At 62.4% G+C, this 21,753-nt stretch carries 19 protein-coding genes and 1 tRNA gene; 12 read left to right on the forward strand and 8 right to left on the reverse strand.

Annotation, left to right across the window (positions count from 1 at the left end; genetic code table 11):
• Positions 1-173: 173 nt before the first annotated feature.
• The 3 genes from DYZ14_RS06230 to DYZ14_RS06240 all read right to left on the reverse strand — a co-directional run bounded on the left by DYZ14_RS06230 (position 174) and on the right by DYZ14_RS06240 (position 3,840).
• Positions 174-2,012 carry a methyl-accepting chemotaxis protein gene (locus DYZ14_RS06230; RefSeq protein ID WP_154719902.1) on the reverse strand — a complete coding sequence of 613 codons (1,839 nt, stop codon included), beginning with the start codon at positions 2,010-2,012 and terminating at the stop codon, positions 174-176.
• Between the two features lie 452 nt (positions 2,013-2,464).
• A complete protein-coding gene (locus DYZ14_RS06235) occupies positions 2,465-3,460 on the reverse strand; it encodes a porin (RefSeq protein WP_115670628.1) in 996 nt (331 codons plus the stop codon).
• Positions 3,461-3,749: 289 nt separating this feature from the next.
• A tRNA-Ser gene (locus DYZ14_RS06240) sits at positions 3,750-3,840 on the reverse strand.
• Between the two features lie 645 nt (positions 3,841-4,485).
• On the opposite strand from DYZ14_RS06240, the gene DYZ14_RS06245 reads away from it, so the two are divergent.
• On the forward strand, positions 4,486-5,481 hold the full coding sequence (locus DYZ14_RS06245; protein ID WP_154719903.1) for a porin: 996 nt from the start codon (positions 4,486-4,488) through the stop codon (positions 5,479-5,481).
• Between the two features lie 163 nt (positions 5,482-5,644).
• Here the strand turns inward: DYZ14_RS06245 and DYZ14_RS06250 are convergent, their stop codons facing one another.
• Together DYZ14_RS06250 and DYZ14_RS06255 are read right to left on the reverse strand one after the other, a co-directional pair.
• The gene (locus DYZ14_RS06250) at positions 5,645-6,532 is read right to left on the reverse strand and encodes an alpha/beta fold hydrolase (protein WP_154719904.1); all 888 of its coding nucleotides are present in this window, start codon (positions 6,530-6,532) and stop codon (positions 5,645-5,647) included.
• A gap of 87 nt (positions 6,533-6,619) precedes the next feature.
• Positions 6,620-8,686 (reverse strand): lytic transglycosylase domain-containing protein, encoded by a 2,067-nt coding sequence (locus DYZ14_RS06255; RefSeq protein WP_154719905.1) that lies wholly within the window; start codon positions 8,684-8,686, stop codon positions 6,620-6,622.
• Positions 8,687-8,906: 220 nt separating this feature from the next.
• On the opposite strand from DYZ14_RS06255, the gene dapA reads away from it, so the two are divergent.
• The 3 genes from dapA (at position 8,907) to DYZ14_RS06270 (ending at position 10,847) form a co-directional block, all read left to right on the forward strand.
• Positions 8,907-9,791: a 4-hydroxy-tetrahydrodipicolinate synthase gene (gene dapA / locus DYZ14_RS06260; protein ID WP_154719906.1), complete on the forward strand. Its 885-nt coding sequence runs from the start codon at positions 8,907-8,909 to the stop codon at positions 9,789-9,791.
• 153 nt (positions 9,792-9,944) lie between these two features.
• Entirely contained in the window at positions 9,945-10,424 is a 480-nt protein-coding gene (gene smpB / locus DYZ14_RS06265; RefSeq protein ID WP_115670631.1) for an SsrA-binding protein SmpB, read from the forward strand.
• A gap of 6 nt (positions 10,425-10,430) precedes the next feature.
• A complete protein-coding gene (locus tag DYZ14_RS06270; protein WP_154719907.1) occupies positions 10,431-10,847 on the forward strand; it encodes a DUF3830 family protein in 417 nt (138 codons plus the stop codon).
• A 73-nt stretch (positions 10,848-10,920) separates the two neighbouring features.
• Here the strand turns inward: DYZ14_RS06270 and DYZ14_RS06275 are convergent, their stop codons facing one another.
• Both DYZ14_RS06275 and DYZ14_RS06280 read right to left on the reverse strand, forming a co-directional pair.
• Complete coding sequence (locus tag DYZ14_RS06275) at positions 10,921-12,420, reverse strand: globin-coupled sensor protein (protein WP_154719908.1); 1,500 nt, start codon at positions 12,418-12,420, stop codon at positions 10,921-10,923.
• Between the two features lie 327 nt (positions 12,421-12,747).
• Positions 12,748-13,329 carry a LabA-like NYN domain-containing protein gene (locus tag DYZ14_RS06280; RefSeq protein WP_154719909.1) on the reverse strand — a complete coding sequence of 194 codons (582 nt, stop codon included), beginning with the start codon at positions 13,327-13,329 and terminating at the stop codon, positions 12,748-12,750.
• Positions 13,330-13,628: 299 nt separating this feature from the next.
• Between DYZ14_RS06280 and rpoZ the strand changes: the two genes are divergently transcribed.
• The 8 genes from rpoZ (at position 13,629) to era (ending at position 20,489) form a co-directional block, all read left to right on the forward strand.
• On the forward strand, positions 13,629-14,030 hold the full coding sequence (gene rpoZ / locus DYZ14_RS06285; RefSeq protein WP_154719910.1) for a DNA-directed RNA polymerase subunit omega: 402 nt from the start codon (positions 13,629-13,631) through the stop codon (positions 14,028-14,030).
• A 94-nt stretch (positions 14,031-14,124) separates the two neighbouring features.
• Positions 14,125-16,347 (forward strand): RelA/SpoT family protein, encoded by a 2,223-nt coding sequence (locus DYZ14_RS06290; protein WP_154719911.1) that lies wholly within the window; start codon positions 14,125-14,127, stop codon positions 16,345-16,347.
• A 29-nt stretch (positions 16,348-16,376) separates the two neighbouring features.
• On the forward strand, positions 16,377-17,051 hold the full coding sequence (locus DYZ14_RS06295; protein WP_154719912.1) for a hypothetical protein: 675 nt from the start codon (positions 16,377-16,379) through the stop codon (positions 17,049-17,051).
• Between the two features lie 156 nt (positions 17,052-17,207).
• Positions 17,208-17,360: a DUF3563 family protein gene (locus DYZ14_RS06300; RefSeq protein ID WP_154719913.1), complete on the forward strand. Its 153-nt coding sequence runs from the start codon at positions 17,208-17,210 to the stop codon at positions 17,358-17,360.
• Between the two features lie 214 nt (positions 17,361-17,574).
• Positions 17,575-17,979: a holo-ACP synthase gene (gene acpS, locus DYZ14_RS06305; protein ID WP_154719914.1), complete on the forward strand. Its 405-nt coding sequence runs from the start codon at positions 17,575-17,577 to the stop codon at positions 17,977-17,979.
• A 99-nt stretch (positions 17,980-18,078) separates the two neighbouring features.
• Positions 18,079-18,816, forward strand: a complete 738-nt coding sequence (gene lepB / locus DYZ14_RS06310; RefSeq protein ID WP_154719915.1) for a signal peptidase I — start codon at positions 18,079-18,081, stop codon at positions 18,814-18,816.
• Positions 18,813-19,535, forward strand: a complete 723-nt coding sequence (gene rnc / locus DYZ14_RS06315) for a ribonuclease III (RefSeq protein ID WP_154719916.1) — start codon at positions 18,813-18,815, stop codon at positions 19,533-19,535. The genes lepB and rnc overlap by 4 nt, the downstream gene beginning before the upstream one ends.
• 9 nt (positions 19,536-19,544) lie before the next feature.
• Positions 19,545-20,489: a GTPase Era gene (gene era, locus DYZ14_RS06320; protein WP_115670850.1), complete on the forward strand. Its 945-nt coding sequence runs from the start codon at positions 19,545-19,547 to the stop codon at positions 20,487-20,489.
• A 7-nt stretch (positions 20,490-20,496) separates the two neighbouring features.
• Here the strand turns inward: era and DYZ14_RS06325 are convergent, their stop codons facing one another.
• Complete coding sequence (locus tag DYZ14_RS06325; protein ID WP_154719917.1) at positions 20,497-21,597, reverse strand: AbrB family transcriptional regulator; 1,101 nt, start codon at positions 21,595-21,597, stop codon at positions 20,497-20,499.
• Positions 21,598-21,753 lie beyond the last annotated feature (156 nt).

Raw genomic sequence — 21,753 nt, forward strand, 5'->3', positions numbered from 1 at the left:
AAACTCAAATCTGCCCTTAACTCCATCCATTTTCCCTGAAAATTGGGTCAAGTCTTGGGCGCGGCTGAATGGCCCCCGCGTTTCGTGGGCACCCACTAGCGTTGCGTTTCCTTCAGTCGCCAGAGGTTTGAGCTCATTGAATATTAGTCAGCACGACCTGGTTTCGCCGACAATCAGGCCGCTGCCGTATCCTTCGATGAGGACGCCTGCGCCTGGACCGTGAAGACGGAGACCTTGTTGCTCAGGCGATCGGCTTCCATGCGGATCGCATGGCTTGCGGCATTGCTCTCCTCGACCATCACGGCATTCTGCTGGGTGAACTGGTCCATCTGGTTGACGGCGCCATTGACCTCCTCGAGGCCGTTGGCCTGTTCGACGGCGGAGCTGGCGATTTCGGAAATGAGCCGGGCGATTTCGCCGACCTGGCCCACCACCTTGGTGAGGGCCTCGCCCGTCTGGTTGACGAGACTTGCTCCGAGCGCCACCTGCTCGTTCGAGCCGGAGATCAGCTGGCGGATTTCCCGGGCGGCGTCGGCGGCCCGCTGGGCGAGCGCCCGGACTTCCTGCGCCACCACGGCAAAACCGCGCCCCGATTCGCCCGCCCGCGCCGCCTCGACCCCGGCATTGAGGGCGAGCAGATTGGTCTGGAAGGCGATTTCGTCGATCACGCCGATGATCTGTTCCATCTGGCGGGCCGAAGCCTCGATGCGCTCCATGGCGCTAACCGCCTGGCTCATGGTCCGGCCGCTGCGCTCCACATCGGCATGGGTGTTTTCGACCGTTTCCCGGGCCTTGCTGGCGCCGGCCGAGGTGGCCTGCACCGTCGCGGTGATTTCGTTGAGTGCGGCGGCCGTTTCCTCGAGGCTTGCCGCCTGCTGCTCGGTGCGATGGGCGAGCTGGTCGGCGGCGCTGCTGATGCCGTTCGACCCTTCGCGCAGGCTGTCGACGCCGCTCGAAATCTCGGCAATGGCGTCGTGCAGACGATGGAGGGCGCTATTGTAGTTCAGCCGCAGTGATTCGTAGTCGGGCGGGAAGGGGGCTGCGATCGGTCGGGTCAGGTCGCCCTGCGCCAGATGTTCGAGCGCGGCCGAGAGATCCCCCACCACCTGGCGCTGCTCGGCGGCTTGCGCCTGGCGGCGCGCCTCGTGCTGGCGCCTGAGGTCTTCGGCCTCCTGGCGCTGGACGATTGCCGCCCGCGCCATCTCCTCCTGCGTCCTGGCGGAGCGGTCGAGCGCGGAAAGCGCGCGGGCGATTGCCGCCGCCGGGTCGTCGGCGCCCGTGCCGCCCGCGCCTTCGCCGTGGCGGGCGGCGAATTCCGCCTTGCGCAACCCGACATAGAGAATGCCGACCACGCGGCCGTCACTGAGTACCGGCTCATAGATGGTGTAATAGGCCTCGCCGAGAATTTCGGCCTCGCCGCGGAACGCCTTGCCCTGGTGCAAGACCGTGTCGATCACGCTCTCGGCGGTCAGGCGCGTGCCGGTCGCCCGGCTACCGTCCGGCTTGGTCACATTGGTGGCGATTCGCAGGTCGCCGAGGAAAATGGTGGCCGTTCCCCCGGCCCTGGCGCGGACGGCGTCGACGATGGCGGTATCGTCATTGATTCGCGTGTCGCCATAGTAGAGCGCATTGTCGCGGACCCGGGGTTCGCCGCGCTGGCGAAGTTCGGCTTCGAGGATCTGCAGGTTGTTGTCCAGGCTTTGCTGGGCCAGCGCCAGCATCTCCATGTTCGTGGCGCGGGACGCGGTTTCGGTCAGGGTCTTTGCCATTGCGTCAAGCGACGTGCCACCCGCACCGGCCAGTCGCCTGCTCGTCGGCACGAGCGCCGCCGCAGCGAACAGGATGGCGGCGATCGCGCCCGCCCGCCCGGCAAAGGCGGTCATTCCCAGCCGGGCGCCAAGCGCTGGAACCAGGGTCCAAAGGACGATACCGAGACATGTCGCTCCGGCCAGCAGCAGCGTCGATGCGATCGCCGAAAGGCTGATCGCGCCCCGGCCCTTCAAGATCCTCATGCCACCCCCCGTGGCAAACCGGTGCGGCGACCGTCCCTCCCGGACATCGCGGCCGCTCGATTCGCGTCATCCATGATGATTCGCAAAGCAGGCCAGGCCTACCGATCCTTTCGTCGCGGTTTGGCGACCTTATGGGCCTGTCCGACGCTGATCAGCGAAGGCTGCAACCGGGCAAGGGGGGCGGGAGACACTCGCGGGAGGCGGGGAGTTAAATGGCGGAAGACCTGACCGCGCCGGTGAATTCAGTCAGTTCCCCCCTCGGTCGATCCTATGTGGACGAGGTGAACGGACCGACTGTGCACGCGCTCGGCTGATCATCCTCCACATAATCCCCAGATCGGATACGTTCCTCGCTTCAGGCGTGGCGCCTTGGCCGGCGCAGAACCCGAAGTCATAAACGGAAAAAGCCCGGTCTTGCGACCGGGCTTTCCCTATAAGATCCGGAGATCCTATTAGAACGAACGCTGCAGGCGAACGAAACCGCTCCAGACGCCATCGGCAGCTGCATCTTCGTCGAAGTAGTTGGCAGTCGTCTTGAATGCCAGACCTTCGGCAACCTGGTAGTCGAGGGTCACGCCAGCCTTCCAGGCGTCGTTGCCGTCGACGAAGCCGTAATCCCAGAAGTACTGGGCAGCCGGGGTCAGCTTGAGCTTGTCGGTCAGCTTCGCTGCGTATTCGGCAGCAACCGTCCATTCGGCAACGTCATAGTACTGGTTGACGCCGGTCGAGTAGACGCCGGCAACGCCGAGCGTGCCCGGGCCGAGGTCAGCGGTGACGATCAGGCGAACAGCGCCTTCTTCGCGAGCGAAGTCGTAGGCGCCGAGAAGGGCGGCATTGGCAACGCCAAAGGTGCCAGCGATCTGGGCTTCAACACCAACGCCGTCATTTTCGCCAGGAGCCGTGGCCCGCAGTTCGTCGATGAATACACCGGCGGTGAAGGCGTCGGACGAGTACTCGTAACCAACTGCGTTCAGACGGTTGGAACCGAGCACGTCGGTTTCACCCGACAGATCGTTGTCCCAGTAGTTGTACATGTAACCGACCTTGAAGCCGCCAGCCGTGATGTAGGCTTCTTCGAGGTAGGCAGCCTCATTCGTGTAGTCTTCATTGCCTTCGGCCAGGATCGAGATGTAGGAGCCGATCGTGCCGATTTCCGAGTCGTTCATGGCGCTGACGCGCAGTGCGCCGCGGGTCCACATGTTGACGGCGAATTCTTCAGGAACGCGACCGTCTACATGCGACCAGTCGATCTGCGCACGAACGTAACCGCCGATCTTGAGGCAGGTTTCGGTGCCGGGGATGTAGAAATAGCCGGTGCCGAAAGCGTCGCAAACGCGAACGTATTCCATCGGCTCGGGTTCAGCTGCAACGATGGCGTCGGCAGCCTGCGCGCCAGATACTACAGCCAGAGCTGCAGCGGAGCCGATAAGGAGGCTCTTGATGTTCATAATGATCTCCGGTCAAGTTCGGATGGGTCAAGGGAAACGCTGGGAGGCCGCTCCTGAAACCCATTCTCTGGTTTAAGGAAGACGGACGATCCACCGCCTCGCTTCCTGCAAACAGAATACGCAAATGCGACCGTCATGTAAGTGTCAAAAACACGCAAAGGGAAACGGTTCGTCTTGTTTCCCCCAAGCTGTTGCCGAAAACGCGCACTCGCGGGCTGTCCGGTGGGCGGCCTATGGGGTGGACGCACATGATCCCGCAGACGTTCCGATGGTGGAGGAAATTTGATGATGGCGGAGAGGAAGGGATTCGAACCCTCGATACGCTTTTGACGTATACTCCCTTAGCAGGGGAGCGCCTTCGACCACTCGGCCACCTCTCCGGTGCGGCCTGATTATTTGCTTGATGGGGTGAATGCAAGGTCTTTTCGTCGTGGCCCGCATTTTCCGGACGCTGTCTCTCACCCGAGTCCATATATAAGGAAGGAGGCTGCTGCCTTGCTCGCTATCGTCTTCGGGATGGCCGGCCACCAGGATGGTTTGTGATTCTGCGAAATCTCGTTGAGACTTCGATTCGAAGGTCTGGGTACCTTTGCGATTCTGTCGAGACAGGCTCCCATCCGTCCAACGGCGCCATTCGGCGAGACACGATCCGCCCTGCAGGCAGCCACAGAGGGCGCTCTCCTGTTGTCCCGTTTCGGGATGTGAGTCGGTGAATGAGCCGCGACGATCTTTCGCTATCGCGTGCTAAGTGCCTTTTTCATAAGGGGTTTCTTAACAAGAGGTAAACGCGAAGCCGGTCTCGAGGGCGTGTTTGTGTCCTTTCGGCAACAGGGCGATGGGAAGGGCGATGGGTTGTGTGGCTTTTGACCGTTTGGCGATTGCATGACCGGCGGCGTTTTGTATTTTCGATTTCGGAAGCGAGGCGGTGGATCGTCCGTCTTCTGAAAACCGAAGGGGATGGGGCAGGGAATGCTGTCCTTCAGCCAAAGAACCCAGACCCATACGAAACTTGACTGGAGGTCAATATGAACATCAAGAGCCTTCTTCTCGGCTCCGCTGCAGCTCTCGTTGCAGTAACCGGCGCACAGGCTGCCGACGCTATCGTTGCAGCTGAACCCGAGCCGATGGAATACGTTCGCGTTTGCGACGCTTTCGGCACCGGCTATTTCTACATCCCCGGCACCGAAACCTGCCTCAAGGTAGGCGGTTACGTTCGTGCACAGATCGACTGGTCGCACGTAGAAGGCCGCGCTCCTGAGGAGTTCGCTTTCAACATGTTTACCCGCGGCGCACTGCGCGTCAGCGCCAAGAACGACTCGGAAATCGGCACGATCGGTTCCTACATCTCGATCCTGGCCAACGGTAACGAAGACTACACCAATGGCGTTGCCTACCTCGAAGAAGCCTTCATCACGGCTGGCGGCTTCAAGGTTGGTTACATGTACAACTACTGGGACCTCGGCCTGTCGGGTGAAACCGACGTGCTCGGTTCTAACCGTCTGAACGCTGTCGGTTACGAATATGCTTCCGACGCCTTCACCGCCGGTGTATTCATCGACGAACTGAACGCCACCGCTCCTGGCGAAAATGACGGCATCGGCATCGAAGGCATGGTCTCCGGCTCGTTCGGCGTTGCCAACGCTGCCCTGCTCGGCGCCTATGACTTCGCTAACGAAGAAGGCGCTGTTCGCCTGATCGTCACCGCTGACCTCGGCCCGGGCACGCTCGGCGTTGCTGGCGTGTACTCGACCGGCATCAACCAGTACTACAGCGCAGCTGAGTGGACCGTTGCTGCCGAATACGCAGCAAAGCTGACCGACAAGCTCAAGCTGACCCCGGCTGCCCAGTACTTCTGGGATTACGGCTTCGTCGACGGCAACGACGCCTGGAAGGCTGGCGTGACCCTCGACTACCAGGTTGCCGAAGGTCTGGCATTCAAGACGACTGCCAACTACTTCGACCAGGATGCAGCCGCCGATGGCGTCTGGACCGGTTACGTTCGCCTGCAGCGTTCGTTCTAATAGGATCTCCGGATCTTATAGGGAAAGCCCGGTCGCAAGACCGGGCTTTTTCCGTTTGGGCTGAGCCAAGGATGTGGCTCGCTCGGGCACGCGGCGTGTCGTGGCGGTGGGGCAGGCTCTGTCGGGGAATTGAAACGTGGCGTCGGACGCCGCGGTGTCGAGCTCAGGCCAGCGCGGCGGTGAGGAATTCGCCGATGCGCGCCGCCAGGCCATCCAGATGCAGGATCGGGGCGTGCCCCTGTCCCGCGGCCGTGACGCTGACCAGTCCCGGATGCCGCGAAGTCATCTCTTTGAGCGTCTCAGGCGACAGGAGTTTTGACGTCTCGCCGCGGATCGCCATCAGCGGCGTGTCGCCAAACGCCTCGAAATTCACCCATAGATCGGGAACCGGTTGGCTGAGGTCGGCGCTGGCCATCTGCGCGGCGATGGCCGGGTCGAAATCGGCAACAATCCGGCCGTCGATCTCGCGGTAGATCGCATCCGCCATGTCCCGCCAGTCCTCCGGCTGAAGCGCCGGAAAGGCATCCCCATGGATCGCGCGCAGCACGGCGGCGGCCTCGTCCATGTCGTTGGGCGCCTTCTGCTCACGCCCGAGATAGGCCTTTATCTGCTCCAACCCTTCCCGTTCGATCACCGGGCCGATATCGTTGAGCACAACGGCGGCAAGGCGTTCGGGGTGGCTTGCGGTGAGAAGGTGGAGAATCAGCCCACCGCGCGAGGTGCCGATGAAGGCGGCGCGGTCGATGGCCAATGTGTCGAGGACGGTGACGACGTCTAGCGCCTCGACGGGAAGCATGTAGCGGCTCTTGTCGCTGTCGCGATCGGACAGTCCCCGGCCGCGCGAATCAACGGTAATCACCCGCGACGGATTGGCGGATCGCGATAGAATCACCGCAAGCTGGTGGAAATCACGGGAATTGCGGGTGAGGCCCGGCAGGCAGATCACCGGGGGGCCGGGCAGGCCCTCGCCATAGATCCGGATGTGGAGCGAAAGACCGTCCGCGGTCTGAATGAAACGGGTCGCGAAATCCTGCCTGTCCCTGCCTGTCATCCCGCCCTCCGGTTCGGTGTCACAAGCCAGATCTAGCGCAGTTTTGCCGGTGGCCAAAGCCGGAGTTCAGCGGGGCGGCAGCAGAACTCACCGCCCAAAGCGCAGATCCGCGACGATATCCGACGTCTGGCCAAGCCTGCTCTTGTAGATCTGGTAGTTTTCCATGATCCGCTGGACATAGTTTCGCGTCTCGGGGAAGGGGATGCGCTCGATCCAGTCGACTACCTCGTCGATCGGCTTGCCCCGGGGGTCGCCGTAGCGGGCGATCCATTCCGGAACGCGCCGCGGTCCGGCATTGTAGGCGATGAAGGTCAGGATGTAGGACCCGCCGAAGGCGTCGATCTGCTCGCCGAGATAATGGGCGCCAAGGGTGGCGTTATAACCTGCATCGCGGGTCAGTTTCTCCGGTGCGAAGGCAAGGCCATGGCGTTTGGCCACCGCCTTGGCCGTCCCCGGCATCAGTTGCAGAAGGCCCCGCGCATCGGCCGGCGAGACCGCAGCAGGGTTGAATGCGCTTTCCTGCCTGGCAATCGCATAGGCCAACGCCTTGCCCGATCCCTCGATATTGGCCGAGGCCGGAATGACGCCGACAGGGAAGGCCAGCGCCGGCACGTTGATGCCGCGGGCATAGGCGATCTTGCCGATCTGCAGTGACAAATGGTGATCGCCGGATCGTTCCGCCCTCGCGGTCAGGAGCGCCAGTTCGCCCGGCCGGTCGAGTTGTTCGGCCAAGGCGCGGTAAAGGCTCTCGGCGCGCCAGGCGTGTCCGGCCGCCTCATAGCGGGCGATCGCCTGCACGGCCTCGCGTCGTGCGAAGCTCTGCTTGTCCTCGGCGCTCGGCATCGGATAGGGAATGTCCAGCCGGCTGTTTTTCAGCCGCGCGGCGGCCAGTTGACCGTAGAAGGTGCTGGCAAAGCGTGCCGCCTGGGTGAAATGTTCCTGCGCCTTGCCGTCCCCAGTGACCTCCGATGTGCGGCCGAGCCAGTACCAGGCGCGCGACGCCGAAAGCGGCCTGTCGGACACCTGCAGGATCTTGGCGAAATGGCCGGCAGCCGCATTGGGGTCCTGGAGATGACGCAGGGCATACCATCCGGCATGGAATTCGGCGTCGACGACGTCGACGCGTTCGGTGGCCGAGTGCCTCGAGGTGATTTCATAGGCCGCCTTGAACTTGCCCCGGTCGGCAAGCCCGCGCGCGACGATGCGCTGTTCGTTCCACCACTCGCCGGTATTGATGAGTTTTGCCGGATCGCGCGGCGCAGCGGCGATCAGCTTTGCCGCTTCCTCATATTTTTCCTGATGGCGCAGGTGTTCGATGCGCGCAAACAGATAGCCCGGATCGGCGCGCCAGCGCGGATCGACGGCCGCAAGCAGCGCCGCCGCCTTGGACGATCTGGTCAGCACGGCGACCCAGGCATTATAGAGAGATTGCGCCTCGCCGAGCGAAGAGAAGCGTTTCGCCTGCGCCGTGCGCCCGCGATAAAGCAGGTAGTCCATGCGGGCCTTATGGTCGGCCACGGTCAGCAGGTCGGAAAACGCCTTGAGGATGCGGTCTTCCATGGCCGTGTCGAGCAGGTCTTCGCGCCACGGCTTTTTGACGACCTCGGCCGCCTTTGCCTTCTGCCCGGTGGCGAGTAGCGCGCGGGCGAGCACGATCGCTCCCTCCGCGGTCTCCGGTGCGGTCGCACCGAAGGCGGCGATCACCTCTTCGGCCGGGGGATCTTCGCGGTAGAGCGCCCGCTCGGAAGCGGCGCGAAAGGCCTTGAGGCCCGGCCAGCCCTGCAGTTCCCGCTGCGCCCTGGCGATTTCCGACGAGGCGACGCCGGGCAGGCCGGAGACGGCGATCGACCAGGTGAGCATGTGCCTGTCCAGGCCGGCGGGCATGCGGTCGCGAATGGCAACCGCCTCCGCCGCCTTGCGGTCGGACAGGGCGTCGAGGCCCGCTTTCAGGAGCGGGCTTGCCGAATTGATCCTGGCACCGCGCGGGATGGTGCCGGTGATTTCCAGCGAAGGCGGCGGGGCCACGGCGGCCTGGGGCATGGAGGGCTTGGGGGAGGGCACGGGCAGGTCCGCGAGGTCAAGCGGCTCGCTGGCGCAGGCGAGCGCCGTGAGGCTGAAACCGACGACGGATGCGAGGAGAATGGTCTTCCTCATCTCGATTGCCCGCTGGAAAATGCGCATGTCCTCCATTAGTCATTCGCAAGATTAACGAAATCCTAGCGGACAGGCAAAATATGATCTTCCAAGCGCGGGAAACCGAAACAAAAGCCCCGCCGCTCGGCTTGTCGCGCCCTTATCCGCCAAGTAATGTGCGCGCTTTGTAGCCAAGGAATGCGGCCGAAGCATGGATGTCGGCCTGAAGGAGTTTTACTGCATGTTCCAGGGATCCATTCCCGCACTCGTCACGCCCTTCACCGAAAGCGGCGCCGTCGACGAGCAGTCCTTTGCCGCCCATGTGGATTGGCAGATCACCGAGGGGTCCAGCGGCCTGGTGCCGGTCGGCACCACCGGTGAATCGCCGACGCTTTCCCATGCCGAGCATAAACGGGTCGTCGAACTGTGCATCGAAGCGGCCAACAAGCGCGTGCCGGTCATCGCCGGCGCAGGCTCGAACAATACCCGCGAAGCCATCGAGCTTGCCCAGCATGCCGAAAAGGTCGGCGCCGATGCGCTGCTGGTCGTCACGCCCTATTACAACAAGCCGACGCAGAAGGGCCTCGTCGCCCATTTTGCCGCAATCGCCGACGCCGTCACGCTGCCGATCTTCATCTACAACATTCCCGGCCGCTCGGTCGTCGACATGAGCCCGGAGACCATGGGCGTGCTGGCCAAGGCCCACAGGAACATCGTCGGCGTCAAGGATGCGACCGGCAAGCTCGAGCGTGTCTCCGAGCAGCGCATCACCTGCGGCAACGACTTCATCCAGCTTTCGGGCGAGGATGCGACCGCTCTCGGCTTCAACGCCCATGGCGGCGTCGGCTGTATCTCGGTCACCGCCAATGTCGCGCCAAAGCTCTGTGCGGAGTTCCAGGCGGCGACGCTTGCCGGCGATTACAAGAAGGCGCTCGCCTACCAGGATCGCCTGATGCCGCTGCACAAGGCGATCTTTCTGGAGCCGGGTCTGTGCGGTGCGAAATATGCGCTGTCCAGGCTCGGCCGGATGAACCGCGCGGTGCGCCTGCCGCTTCTGCCGACGCTGGAAGCCTCCACCGAAGCTGCGATCGATGCGGCGCTGAAGCACGCCGGCCTTCTCGGCTGACCGGGGAAAACCCTTGAAGTGAAGAGGCCGGGCGGTTTTCCGTCCGGCTTCTTTATTTGCCAGAGGCGCTATATTACATAATGACGACAAGAGCCGGACGGATGCCCGCCGCCCGGCCAAGAACAAGCATTCCGGGCGGATCGGATCATCACCATGGCACCCAGAGGCAGCCAGCGCACCGTCAACAAGATTGTCGCGGAGAACCGCAAGGCCCGCTTCAACTACGAGATCATCGACACCTACGAGGCCGGTCTTCAGCTGACCGGCACCGAGGTCAAGTCGTTGCGCGAAGGCAAGGCGAACATCGCCGAATCCTATGCCTCGGACGAGGGCGACGAGATCTGGCTGATCAATTCGCATTTGCCGGAATATCTCCAGGCCAACCGCTTCAACCATGAACCGCGCCGCCGTCGCAAGCTTTTGCTCAACAAGCGCGAGATCAACCGGCTGCGTCAGGCGATCAATCGCGAGGGCATGACGCTGGTCCCGCTCAAGATCTATTTCAACGAGAAGGGTCGCGCCAAGCTCGAACTGGCGCTCGCCAAGGGCAAGAAGCTGCACGACAAGCGCGAGACGGAGAAGGAACGCGACTGGAACCGGCAGAAATCGCGACTGCTGAAGACCGGCGGCTGAGTGAGAATGACTGATCTGCTGAAAGTCAGTGTCGGCCCCTTCGTTTTCACCGCGCGCTTCGAGCGGCAGAAGGCACCGGAGACCTGCCGGATATTCGAGACCTTCCTGCCCTTCAGCAACCAGACGATCCATTCCCGCTGGAGCGGTGAGGCCGTCTGGGTGCCGCTTGGCGACTTCCAGTTCGGTGCCGGGTATGAGAACCACACCTGCCACCCGTCACGCGGCGACATCCTGCTCTATCCGGGCGGCTATAGCGAAACCGAACTTCTCTTCGCCTATGGCAGTTCACATTTCGCCAGCAAGATGGGGGCGCTTGCCGGAAATCATTTCCTTACCGTGGTCGACGGAGCTGAGAACCTGGAAGCCATGGGCCGGATGGTATTGTGGCAGGGCGCCCAGCCGATCCGTTTCGAAGCGATCTGACAAGCCGCGCCCCGAGGGGGGGCACGGCATTGTCTCTTCGGAGAAACCGGATCCCGCTTCTCCCTGACAAACCCTAGGCGGCGTAGCGCGGCCGGTAGTCCTGCGCTGGTGCGGCGACCGGCATGGTCCGGGAGAGCGTGAAGCGCTGCACCAGATGATTGAGCTCCTGGGAGATCTGCAGGAGCGATTGTGTGGAGGCGTGTGTTTCTTCCACCATGGCGGCGTTCTGCTGGGTCATCTGGTCCATGCTGTTGATGGCCGTATTGATCTCGGCAATGCCCGCCGACTGCTCCTGGGACGACGTCGTGATCGCTGCGATATGCGTGTTGACGGCCTGCACCTGCGTGCCGATCGTCTTGAGGGCCGCGCCCGTCTTGTTGACGAGGCCGACACCCCGGGCCACGTCCTGTGACGAACGATCGATCAGGACCTTGATCTCCTTTGCCGCGGCCGCCGAACGCTGGGCGAGTTCACGTACTTCCTGGGCGACGACGGCAAAGCCGCGACCGCTTTCGCCGGCCCGCGCGGCCTCGACCCCGGCATTCAGCGCCAGAAGATTTGTCTGGAACGAGATTTCGTCGATGACGCTGATGATCTGGGTGATCTTCTTCGATGAGGATTCAATGTCGCCCATGGCCTCGATCGCCTCGTCGACCACGAGACCGGAACGCACGGCTTCGTCGGCCTCGCGGGCTTCCCGCGTGCGTTGCGCGGTCTGCTGGGCAACCGTGGTGATCTCGTCGAGAGCCGCCGCCGTCTGCTCGAGCGCCGCTGCCTGCTGCTCGGTCCGCCGCGCCATCTCGTCGGTCGCCCGGGTCAGTTCGCGCGTGTTGGCGGCCGTGCGGGCAGCCTCGCCGGAAATCTCGGCAAAGGCAGCCCCGAGCGTCTGCACGGTGGTATTGAAGTTCATACGCAGTTTGTCGAAGCGCGGCGCCAGTTCACCTTCGACAGTGGCCGTCAGGTCACGGTTGCTGAGCCGCACGAGCGCGGCATCGAGAGCGTCGAGCGCCATGTCCTGTTCATGTTCAAGCCTCTGGCGTTCCTCCTCGGCACGCGCCCGCTCTGCGGCCAGGGTGTCGAGATAGACCGATATGGAATAGTCCATGTCCAGCATGGCCGCCTTTACGATTGTCGTCATGTTCTCGGCCAGGCGCTTTGCCTTGCGCCTCTGGAGAAAACCTCTCATCTCATCGGCGATCAGGGCTTCCATGATGCCCTCCAGGACCAGGGCATAGGCACCGATGTACCAGCGAGGCTCGAGCCCCAGCCGCGCATGGGTGCGCCCGATCTTCGACACCGCCTCCACATACTGGTCATCCAGCTTGCCGGAACTGATCAGCGACCAGTGCTGCTCCTGCTTCTGTTTGGCATGGGCAATGTGGGCATCACTGGCGAAGAAACGTGCCGTTTCCCCATGGGATTTCGCCATGCCGTAGAACGCGTCCAGGGCCGGGCCGATGGCCTGCCGGATCAACGGCTGCAGGCTGGCGAGCCGTTGCCTTTCGGCATTGCCGAGACCGAGGAAATGCAAACGGTCGTGCAGGTGGGCGGTCTGGCGATCAAAGGGGGACATGTTTATGACCTATAATTAAATTGATATTGGCGGCCGTGATAGGCTCGTCAGAGGCCGCGGTAAATCACGAGACGCGGCCGTAGCTTCGCCGTGATTAAGGAAGGATGAAGCGGCGAATTGAAACGCGTAAATTAGTTGGCAATGATCAAAAAAAGCTGTGCCGAAAAGGAACTCGGCATCGACAGCGCCCCCGACCGTTGCCGGCGAAGCGTCTGTTTGTTGAGGCTTTTCAATGAGGTAATGGGCGCGACAGGCTTATCCGGGCGTTGTCCACGGCCGCACCCTTTCAGGCGTCGCGCATTGGCCGTCAGCGGAGGCTGACCGGGATCACGCTTCGGTTTCAGAGGCGGGCGCGGTCTCGACCTGGCGAACCGGGCGTTCGCTCGGATCGCGGCCGATTTCGGCCTTGAGCGAAATCAGGTCGATGAAATGGTCCGACTGCCGGCGCAGGTCGTCGGCGATCATCGGCGGCTGGGTCGCCATGGTCGAGACGACCGAGACCTTGCGGCCCTTGCGCTGCAATGCCTCGACCAGGGTGGTGAAATCGCCGTCGCCGGAGAAGATGACCAGATGGTCGACCGTCTCGGACTGTTCCATGGCGTCGATCGCCAATTCAATGTCCATGTTGCCCTTGACCTTGCGGCGGCCCATCGAGTCGGTGAACTCCTTCGCCGGCTTGGTGATGACCTTGTAGCCGTTATAGTCGAGCCAATCGATCAGGGGGCGGATCGAGGAATATTCCTGATCCTCGATCAGTGCGGTGTAGTAGTAGGCGCGTAGCAGATAGCCGCGTTTCTGGAACGCCTTCAGCAATTTACGATAGTCGATGTCGAAGCCGAGGCTCTTCGATGCCGCATAGAGGTTCGCGCCGTCGATGAAGAGTGCGATTTTTTCCCGAGGATCAAACATCGTGCCAAATTCCTTTGTCGGAAATACAGAACTAGTGATAAAAGACAATCAAAACAAAACCTTGCCTTTTCACTCATGAATAGTCCACTTAAATTATGAAATATTCATATACGATTTATCTAGGGCAGGGAATATCATATTCCAAGCACGCAGAGGTTGAAATAGGCCGGTCCGGCGGTGATTTTTTGCCCGGCGGTCCCGGTGTGGACGACGCTTCGGTGACGAAAAACTTGAAATTGCCTTCCATTGATTGTATCGGGCTGCTAAATCCTTAAATTCCCGAGCGCAAAGGACAGGCAATGGCCCGTGTCACCGTTGAAGACTGCATCGACAAAGTAGATAACCGCTTCGAGCTCGTTCTGCTCGCCAGCCATCGCGCCCGCCAGATCTCGCAGGGCGCGCCGATCACGGTCGATCGCGACAAGGACAAGAACCCGGTGGTGGCTCTGCGCGAGATTGCCGACGAGACGCTCTCGCCCGGCGACCTCAAGGAAGACCTGATCCATTCGCTGCAGAAGCATGTCGAGGTCGACGAGCCGGAGCAGGATACGGGCACCCTCATCGGCGCCGGCGCGGTTGCCGCCAAGAGCGACGACGAGGATGAAATGCCGGAGGCCGTCAGCTTCGACCAGATGTCGGAAGAAGATCTTCTGGCCGGTATCGAAGGACTTGTTCCGCCGGAAAAGAGCGACGATTACTAATCGTCAAGCAATAGGGCTTTAAAGTCTCGGAAACCCGCCGTTGTGCGCCAATCCCTGTCGATTGGCGCGCTTTTCGTTTATGGAGCACCTGGGCATGATGCGGCAATACGAGCTCGTCGAGCGGGTTCAGAAATACAAGCCCGATGCCAACGAAGCTCTGCTCAACAAAGCCTATGTCTATGCCATGCAGAAGCATGGCAAGCAGACGCGTGCCAGTGGCGACCCTTACATTTCCCACCCGCTCGAAGTCGCCGCCATCCTGACCGACATGCATCTCGACGAGTCGACCATCGCGGTGGCGCTGCTGCACGACACGATCGAGGATACCTCCGCGACGCGGCAGGAAATCGACGAACTGTTCGGCGAGGACATCGGCCGTCTGGTCGAGGGGCTGACCAAGCTGAAAAAGCTCGACCTCGTGTCGAAGAAGGCCAAGCAGGCGGAAAACCTGCGCAAGCTGCTGCTGGCGATCTCCGACGACGTGCGTGTCCTTCTGGTCAAATTGGCCGATCGCCTGCACAATATGCGCACGCTCGAGCACATGCGCGACGACAAGCGCGCCCGCATTTCCGAGGAGACGATGGAAATCTATGCGCCGCTCGCCGGTCGCATGGGCATGCAGGACATGCGCGACGAGCTGGAAGACCTGTCCTTCCGCTACATCAATCCGGAAGCCTACGAGACCGTCACGCAGCGGCTCGCCGAGCTCTCCCAGCGCAATGAAGGCCTGGTCAAGAAGATCGAGGACGAATTGCGCGAACTGCTGGTCGCCAACGGACTGCTGAACGCCTGGGTCAAGGGGCGCCAGAAGCAGCCCTATTCGGTCTTCCGCAAGATGCAGTCGAAGTCGCTGTCCTTCGAACAGCTCTCCGACGTCTACGGTTTCCGCATCATCGTCGACGATATTCCGTCCTGCTACCGCGCGCTCGGGATCGTCCACACCCGCTGGCGTGTCGTGCCGGGTCGGTTCAAGGACTATATCTCGACGCCCAAGCAGAACGACTATCGTTCGATCCACACGACCATCGTCGGTCCGTCACGTCAGCGCATCGAGCTGCAGATCCGCACCAAGCGCATGCACGAGATCGCCGAATACGGCATTGCCGCGCATGCGCTCTACAAGGATGGCGAGGGCGGGGGCGACGGCGAACTTCTGTCGCGCGAGAGCAATGCCTATTCGTGGCTGCGCCATACGATCGAGGCCCTGGCCGAGGGCGACAGCCCGGAGGAGTTCCTCGAGCATACCAAGCTCGAGCTTTTCCAGGACCAGGTCTTCTGCTTCACGCCGAAGGGCAAGCTGATCGCGCTTCCGCGCGGCGCGACCCCGATCGATTTCGCCTATGCCGTCCACACCAATATCGGCGACACCACGGTCGGCGCCAAGATCAACGGTTCGATCATGCCGCTGGTCACCCGCCTGTCGAATGGCGACGAGGTCGAGATCATCCGCTCCGGCGTCCAGGTACCGCCGGCGGCCTGGGAGGAGATCGTCGTCACCGGCAAGGCCCGTGCCGCGATCCGGCGCGCCACGCGCATGGCGATCCGCAAGCAGTATGCCGGCCTTGGCCATCGCATCCTCGAGCGAACCTTCGAGCGCGCCGGCAAGATCTTTTCGCGCGACGGCCTGCGGCCGGTCCTGCACCGTCTCGGCCAACGCGACGTCGAGGATGCCATTGCCGCCGTCGGTCGCGGCGAACTGTCGTCGATCGACGTCCTGCGCGCCGTCTATCCCGACTACCAGGATGAACGGGTCACGGTGAAGCCTTCGAGCGACGAAGGCTGGTTCGCGATGAACAGTGCCAATGGCATGGTCTTCAAGATCCCCGGCAAGGCGCGCCCCGTCGAGGGCGACGCGGCCGACGGCGAGGAGCGACTGCCGATCCGCGGCCTGGGCGGCAATGCAAGCGTGCATTTCGGGCCGGCCGGCGCCGTGCCCGGCGATCGCATCGTCGGCATCATGGAGGACGGCAAGGGGATCACCATCTACCCGATCCAGGCGTCCGCCCTGCAAAAGTTCGACGACGAGCCGGAACGCTGGATCGATGTGCGCTGGGATCTCGACGAGGCCAACAAGTCGCGCTTCATGGCCCGTATCCTGATCAACGCGATCAACGAACCGGGGACGCTGGCAACGGTGGCACAGACGGTGGCGCGGCTCGACATCAATATCCGCACCCTGTCGATGATGCGGGTCGCCACCGACTTTACCGAGATGGCGATCGATGTCGAAGTCTGGGACCTGCGCCAACTCAACCAGTTGCTGGTCGAGATGAAGGAACTGGACTGCATCTCGACCGTCAAGCGGGTTTACGACTGACGGGGCCGCATCGTCCCCGCGATGGGGCAATGAAGACGAGGCCAATTGATTGTCCGTCGCCAATGCTTCACTCTGACCATGCGCTGTGGAGTGCCGTGAATACGGTTCACTCAGCAGCGAAGTCCTTGCGAGGAGTGGCAGCCGTGATCAAGGTGTTCTCCGTCTTGCTTTTGGTCTTGCTGGCCGAACCCTTTTCCGGCTGGATCGCTCATGCCGGCGACGTCGAGCAGCGGTTTCTCTATGGCCGCGTCCTTCAAGACCGGGAACTTGGTTGGGCCTGTTATTCAAGGCGATACGATCCCGCTCATTTGCGCAGCCATCCCGGCCAGAACGTCTCGGAAATAGCCATGCTCGCCTATCGTCCGGACTGGCCGGGCGCGGGGGCGAGCATCCTCAACTTCAAGGCCCGGTTCCGGGACGGAGGATTGGCCGAATTCTCGGGAGAGTGCAAAGAGGGTCGAGGTGATGTGCTGGCCTGCGGCATGGAATGTGATGGTGGCCCCTTTGCCCTCAGGAAGGCCGGGGGAGGGGCCATCATGGTCGACATGCCCGCCCCACCGAGCCTTTGCAACGACGGGGAGGGGGCGGATTTTGCCGCCGATGACAAGCTCTTCCGCCTCGATCGGACGGATTTGGCCGATTGCCGGGATCTGATCTGGGACGACGAGATCCGTCCGCGTCTGCTCCGGGCTGCCGGGCAGTAGGCTGGCCAGCCATTAACGTGGTTTACGGTGATTTAAGCCTTCCTTAAGCCGGCATGCAAAGGCCGCATGCCTGCGTTCCTCTTTCGGATCTGGTCGTTTGTGCGCTGCACAATTATATTCACCTCAGATAAGAGAAATGATCTGAGGAAACGAAAAATGTTCAAGCCCCTTCGCAAGATTGCCAACGCCCTTCGCGTTCCCACCTCCACCGAACGCGAAATGGCCTATCTCAACGGCGCCCGCGACATGGTCGACCTGGAATTCCGCCAGCGCGAAATCGAGCGCGGCCTGTTCCGCAGCCGCTTCTGATCGCGGACGCGACCCACGGTGGTGCGCAGGGTTCTTGCGCACCGTTGCGAATGTCTGCGGACGATTTTCGCCCGCCTGACTTGTCGGAAGATGGGGGCATCCACTACATGTGGTCCATGCTGACCCTTCGCTGCCGGGCTGAAGCCCCTGATCCCCTTTCATCCTGCCGATATCCGGCTTCGCCAGAGCATTTGGTGCTGGCGGGTGATCGCCTATGATCATCGGCATCGGCAGCGACCTCATCGACATTCGCCGCATCGAGCAATCGCTCGAACGCTTCGGCGAGCGCTTCACCCAACGCTGCTTCACCGAGATCGAGCGACAAAGGTCCGATGGCCGAAAGAACCGCGCCGAATCCTATGCCAAGCGCTTTGCCGCCAAGGAGGCCATGTCCAAGGCGCTCGGGACCGGCATGGCCCAGGGCGTGTTCTGGAAGGACATGGGCGTGGTCAATGCCCGAAGCGGCAAGCCCACCATGCACCTGACCGGCGGTGCAGCCGAAGTCCTGCAGGGCATGATGCCGGCGGGCCATGAGCCGCTGGTCCATCTGACCATCACCGACGACTATCCGCTGGCCCAGGCCTTCGTCATCATCGAGGCGCGGCCGGTGCGCGACTGAGCACCCCGCCGGACCGGGCATTTTCCGCGCCTCTGCCGTTGCCGCAGCGACGCGAACCGACTAGACAGGGCAGGATTTGCCAGAAAAGGAATTGACGGCGTGGAAGCTGAAAAGAAGCACAGTGTTCTCTGGGAGAATATCAAGGTCATCATCCAGGCCCTGCTCCTGGCCATGGTCATCCGCACGGTCCTGTTCCAGCCCTTCACCATTCCGTCGGGTTCGATGATGCCGACGCTGCTGGTCGGCGACTACATCTTCGTCAACAAGTTCTCCTACGGCTATTCGAAATATTCCCTGCCGTTCTCGCCGGACCTGTTCGAAGGCCGCATCTTCGGCAGCGAACCGGAGCGCGGCGACATTGCCGTCTTCCGCTTCCCGCCCAACCCCAAGATCGACTACATCAAGCGCGTTGTCGGCCTGCCGGGCGACCGGATCCAGGTCATCGACGGCATCCTCCACATCAACGGAAAGCCGGTGCCGCGCGCCGAGGACGGCCGTTTCACCTCGGACTACAGCCTCGATCCGGGCACGGACGTGCCGGTCTTCCGCGAAACCATGGACAATGGCGTCAGCTACGACACGCTCGATCAGCATCAGAACACCCGCGGCGACAACACGCCCGAGCGGATCGTGCCCGAAGGCCACTATTTCATGATGGGCGACAACCGCGACAATTCGCTCGACAGCCGTTTCGACGTCGGTTTCGTGCCGGCGGAAAACCTGATCGGCCGCGCTTCGGTGATCTTCTTCTCGCTCGGCAATGACACTTCGTTCCGCGAAGTGTGGAAATGGCCGTCCAACATGCGTTGGGATCGCCTGTTCAAGGTGGTCGAATGAGAAGACCGAAGGGGCTCGGCGAGGAGGACCGGACGCGGATCGAAACCGCGATCGGCCACACCTTCGCCGAGAAGGAGAGGCTTGACCGCGCGCTCACCCATTCGAGCGCGACGCCCTCGGCCAAGGGGGGCGATTATGAGCGCCTGGAGTTTCTCGGCGACCGGGTTCTCGGTCTGTGCATTGCCGAACTGCTGTTCAAGACCTTCCGCAATGCCACCGAAGGCGAGCTTTCCGTGCGTTTCAACCAGCTGGTCAGCGCCGAGGCCTGCGCCGCGATCGCCGACGATCTGGAACTGCACCGCTTCATCCGTACCGGCTCCGACGTCAAGAAACTGACCGGAAAGGCCATGCTCAATGTCCGTGCCGACGTGGTGGAAAGCCTGATCGCGGCGATCTATCTCGACGCAGGGCTGGAGGCTGCACGCGGTTTCGTCCTGCGCTTCTGGCAGGAAAAGGCGAGCCGGGCCGATGGTGCGCGACGCGATGCCAAGACCGAACTGCAGGAATGGGCGCATGCGAAATTCGCCAAGACGCCCGCTTACCGGATTGCCGAACGCGCCGGACCGGATCATGATCCCCTCTTCACGGTGATTGTCGAAATCCCCGGCATTGCACCTGAAACCGGAACGGACCGCTCCAAGCGCGCCGCCGAGCAGGTCGCCGCCACGAAAATACTCGAACGCGAAGGCGTCTGGACGCAGTCCACGGACGCAGGCTGATTGGAAACCATGAGCGATACCGAAAACCCCTCCGTCGAAGGCGCAGCCGTTGACGACAAGCCCACGCATTCCGGCTTCGTGGCCCTGATCGGCCCGACCAATGCCGGCAAGTCGACGCTGCTCAACCGCCTCGTCGGCGCCAAGGTGTCGATCGTCAGTCATAAGGTGCAGACGACCCGCGCCATCGTGCGCGGCATCGCCATCCACGACAATGCCCAGATCGTCTTCATGGACACGCCCGGCATCTTCAAGCCGCGCCGCAGGCTTGATCGCGCCATGGTGACGTCCGCCTGGGGCGGCGCCAAGGATGCCGACCTCATCCTGCTCCTGATCGACAGCGAGCGGGGGCTGCGAGGCGATGCCGAAGCCATCCTCGAGGGGCTGAAAGACGTGCACCAGCCGAAGATCCTGGTGCTCAACAAGATCGACCGGGTTCGCCACGAAGATCTGCTGAAGCTCGCCGCCAAGGCGAACGAGGCCATCGCCTTCGAGCAAACCTTCATGGTCTCGGCAACGACCGGCTCCGGCTGCGACGACTTGATGGATTTCCTCGCCAAGCGCCTGCCGGAAGGTCCGTGGTACTATCCGGAAGACCAGATCTCCGACCTGCCCATGCGCCAGCTCGCCGCCGAAATCACCCGCGAAAAGCTGTTCCTCAGGCTCCATCAGGAACTCCCCTATTCCTCGCATGTCGAGACGGAAAAGTGGGAAGAGCGCAAGGACGGCTCGGTCAGGATCGAGCAGGTCATCTATGTCGAGCGCGACAGCCAGAAGAAGATCGTCCTCGGCAAGGGCGGCGATGCGATCAAGTCGATCTCGACGGCGTCGCGCAAGGAGCTCTCGGAAATCCTCGAGCAGCCCGTGCATCTCTTCCTGTTCGTCAAGGTGCGCGAGAACTGGGGCGACGATCCGGAGCGCTTCCGCGAAATGGGGCTCGAATTTCCGAGGAATTGAGCGCGTCCTAGCGCTCGATGCGGCGGGCGACGAATTTCGAGATCGGCCCGCCGAGCAACAACACCAGAAACAGCCGCGCCGTCTGCAGCGCCATGACGAACGAGATGTCGACCGGCGTCGAGGCGGCGATGATGGCGACCGAATCGAGGCCACCGGGGCTGGTCGCCAGATAGGCGGTGAGCGGGTCGATGCCGAACTGGTAGGTCAGCAGTGCCGCGAGCCCGGCGCAAAAGACGATCAGCACGACGATCGAGGCAAGGATCTGCGGCAGCGCATGGGCGGCATGGCGCAGGATGCGGCGGGTAAAGCTCAATCCGATCTTCCAGCCGAGCGTCGCATAGCCGATGGCCAAGAGCCATGGCGGAAGGTCGATGGTAATCATGCCCGCCGAATGCAGGGCAGCGGTGGCGATCAGCGGCAAAAGCATGGTGCCGGCCGGGATTTTCAGGCGCGCGCCGAGCGCACTCGCGGCGAAGGACACGGCCAGCGTCTTGGCGAGTTCAATCCAGTCGACGGCTGGAAACCAGACGATCTGAGGGGCGGGGCCGCCGCTGGCATGAAAGGCCAGGGCCGCGACGAGCGAGGCGGCGGAGGCGACGCATACCACCCGCAGATATTGCATGAAGGCGACGAGCCGAACATCGCCGCCATGGGCTTCGGCCATCAGCATCATGGCCGAGGCAGCACCCGCCGATGTGCCCCAGATCGCCGTTGTGCCCGGCAACGTGCCACCCTTGGCCATGAGATAGCCCATCAGGCTGCTGGCACCGATGACCGCCAGCACGATCGCCAGGAAGATCGGCCAGTCGGCGGCGAAGGTCTTGATGATCTCGGCATCGAGCGAGCGCGCGATGACGCAGCCGAGCAGGGAATGGGCGGCGATATAGGGGATGCGGTGGACCGATAGCCGGGCACCGTTCGTGGCGACGACGATCGCGGCGACCATCGGGCCGAGCAGCAGCGAACCCGGCAGGTGCAGGAGTTGCAGCACCAGCGAAAAGCCGATCGACGCGCAGACCAGGACCAGCCAGCGCGCCGGAGCCGGCAGTCCGGTCAGGAAGCCGGGATCGGGCGTGTGGTCGGGGGAGCCGGAGGGCGATGGCTGCATTGGGGGGAAGCCTGAGGGTCGCGTGCGCGGGAGAGGTGTCGGCCCCCGACTATACCGATTCGCTCAAGCCCCGTGTGAAAACTTGGCGAATATCATTTCCATCTGACCTTTGATCCACGGCGGGTCCGCGTCTCGTCTGTCCGCGAGCGCACAAAT

The sequence above is a fragment of the Ciceribacter sp. T2.26MG-112.2 genome, assembly GCF_900492205.1.
GTDB lineage: Bacteria > Pseudomonadota > Alphaproteobacteria > Rhizobiales > Rhizobiaceae > Allorhizobium > Allorhizobium naphthalenivorans_A.

Coding starts and splice junctions, on each gene's coding strand:
- DYZ14_RS06245 (WP_154719903.1), top strand. CDS start 4,486: ATGAACATCAAGAGCCTTCTTCTCGGCTCCGCTGCAGCTCTCGTTGCA.
- DYZ14_RS06290 (WP_154719911.1), top strand. CDS start 14,125: ATGATGCGGCAATACGAGCTCGTCGAGCGGGTTCAGAAATACAAGCCC.
- DYZ14_RS06250 (WP_154719904.1), bottom strand. CDS start 6,532: ATGACAGGCAGGGACAGGCAGGATTTCGCGACCCGTTTCATTCAGACC.
- era (WP_115670850.1), top strand. CDS start 19,545: ATGAGCGATACCGAAAACCCCTCCGTCGAAGGCGCAGCCGTTGACGAC.
- rnc (WP_154719916.1), top strand. CDS start 18,813: ATGAGAAGACCGAAGGGGCTCGGCGAGGAGGACCGGACGCGGATCGAA.
- smpB (WP_115670631.1), top strand. CDS start 9,945: ATGGCACCCAGAGGCAGCCAGCGCACCGTCAACAAGATTGTCGCGGAG.
- DYZ14_RS06230 (WP_154719902.1), bottom strand. CDS start 2,012: ATGAGGATCTTGAAGGGCCGGGGCGCGATCAGCCTTTCGGCGATCGCA.
- DYZ14_RS06295 (WP_154719912.1), top strand. CDS start 16,377: ATGAAGACGAGGCCAATTGATTGTCCGTCGCCAATGCTTCACTCTGAC.
- DYZ14_RS06325 (WP_154719917.1), bottom strand. CDS start 21,597: ATGCAGCCATCGCCCTCCGGCTCCCCCGACCACACGCCCGATCCCGGC.
- DYZ14_RS06270 (WP_154719907.1), top strand. CDS start 10,431: ATGACTGATCTGCTGAAAGTCAGTGTCGGCCCCTTCGTTTTCACCGCG.
- acpS (WP_154719914.1), top strand. CDS start 17,575: ATGATCATCGGCATCGGCAGCGACCTCATCGACATTCGCCGCATCGAG.
- DYZ14_RS06300 (WP_154719913.1), top strand. CDS start 17,208: ATGTTCAAGCCCCTTCGCAAGATTGCCAACGCCCTTCGCGTTCCCACC.
- dapA (WP_154719906.1), top strand. CDS start 8,907: ATGTTCCAGGGATCCATTCCCGCACTCGTCACGCCCTTCACCGAAAGC.
- DYZ14_RS06280 (WP_154719909.1), bottom strand. CDS start 13,329: ATGTTTGATCCTCGGGAAAAAATCGCACTCTTCATCGACGGCGCGAAC.
- DYZ14_RS06255 (WP_154719905.1), bottom strand. CDS start 8,686: ATGAGGAAGACCATTCTCCTCGCATCCGTCGTCGGTTTCAGCCTCACG.
- rpoZ (WP_154719910.1), top strand. CDS start 13,629: ATGGCCCGTGTCACCGTTGAAGACTGCATCGACAAAGTAGATAACCGC.
- DYZ14_RS06235 (WP_115670628.1), bottom strand. CDS start 3,460: ATGAACATCAAGAGCCTCCTTATCGGCTCCGCTGCAGCTCTGGCTGTA.
- DYZ14_RS06275 (WP_154719908.1), bottom strand. CDS start 12,420: ATGTCCCCCTTTGATCGCCAGACCGCCCACCTGCACGACCGTTTGCAT.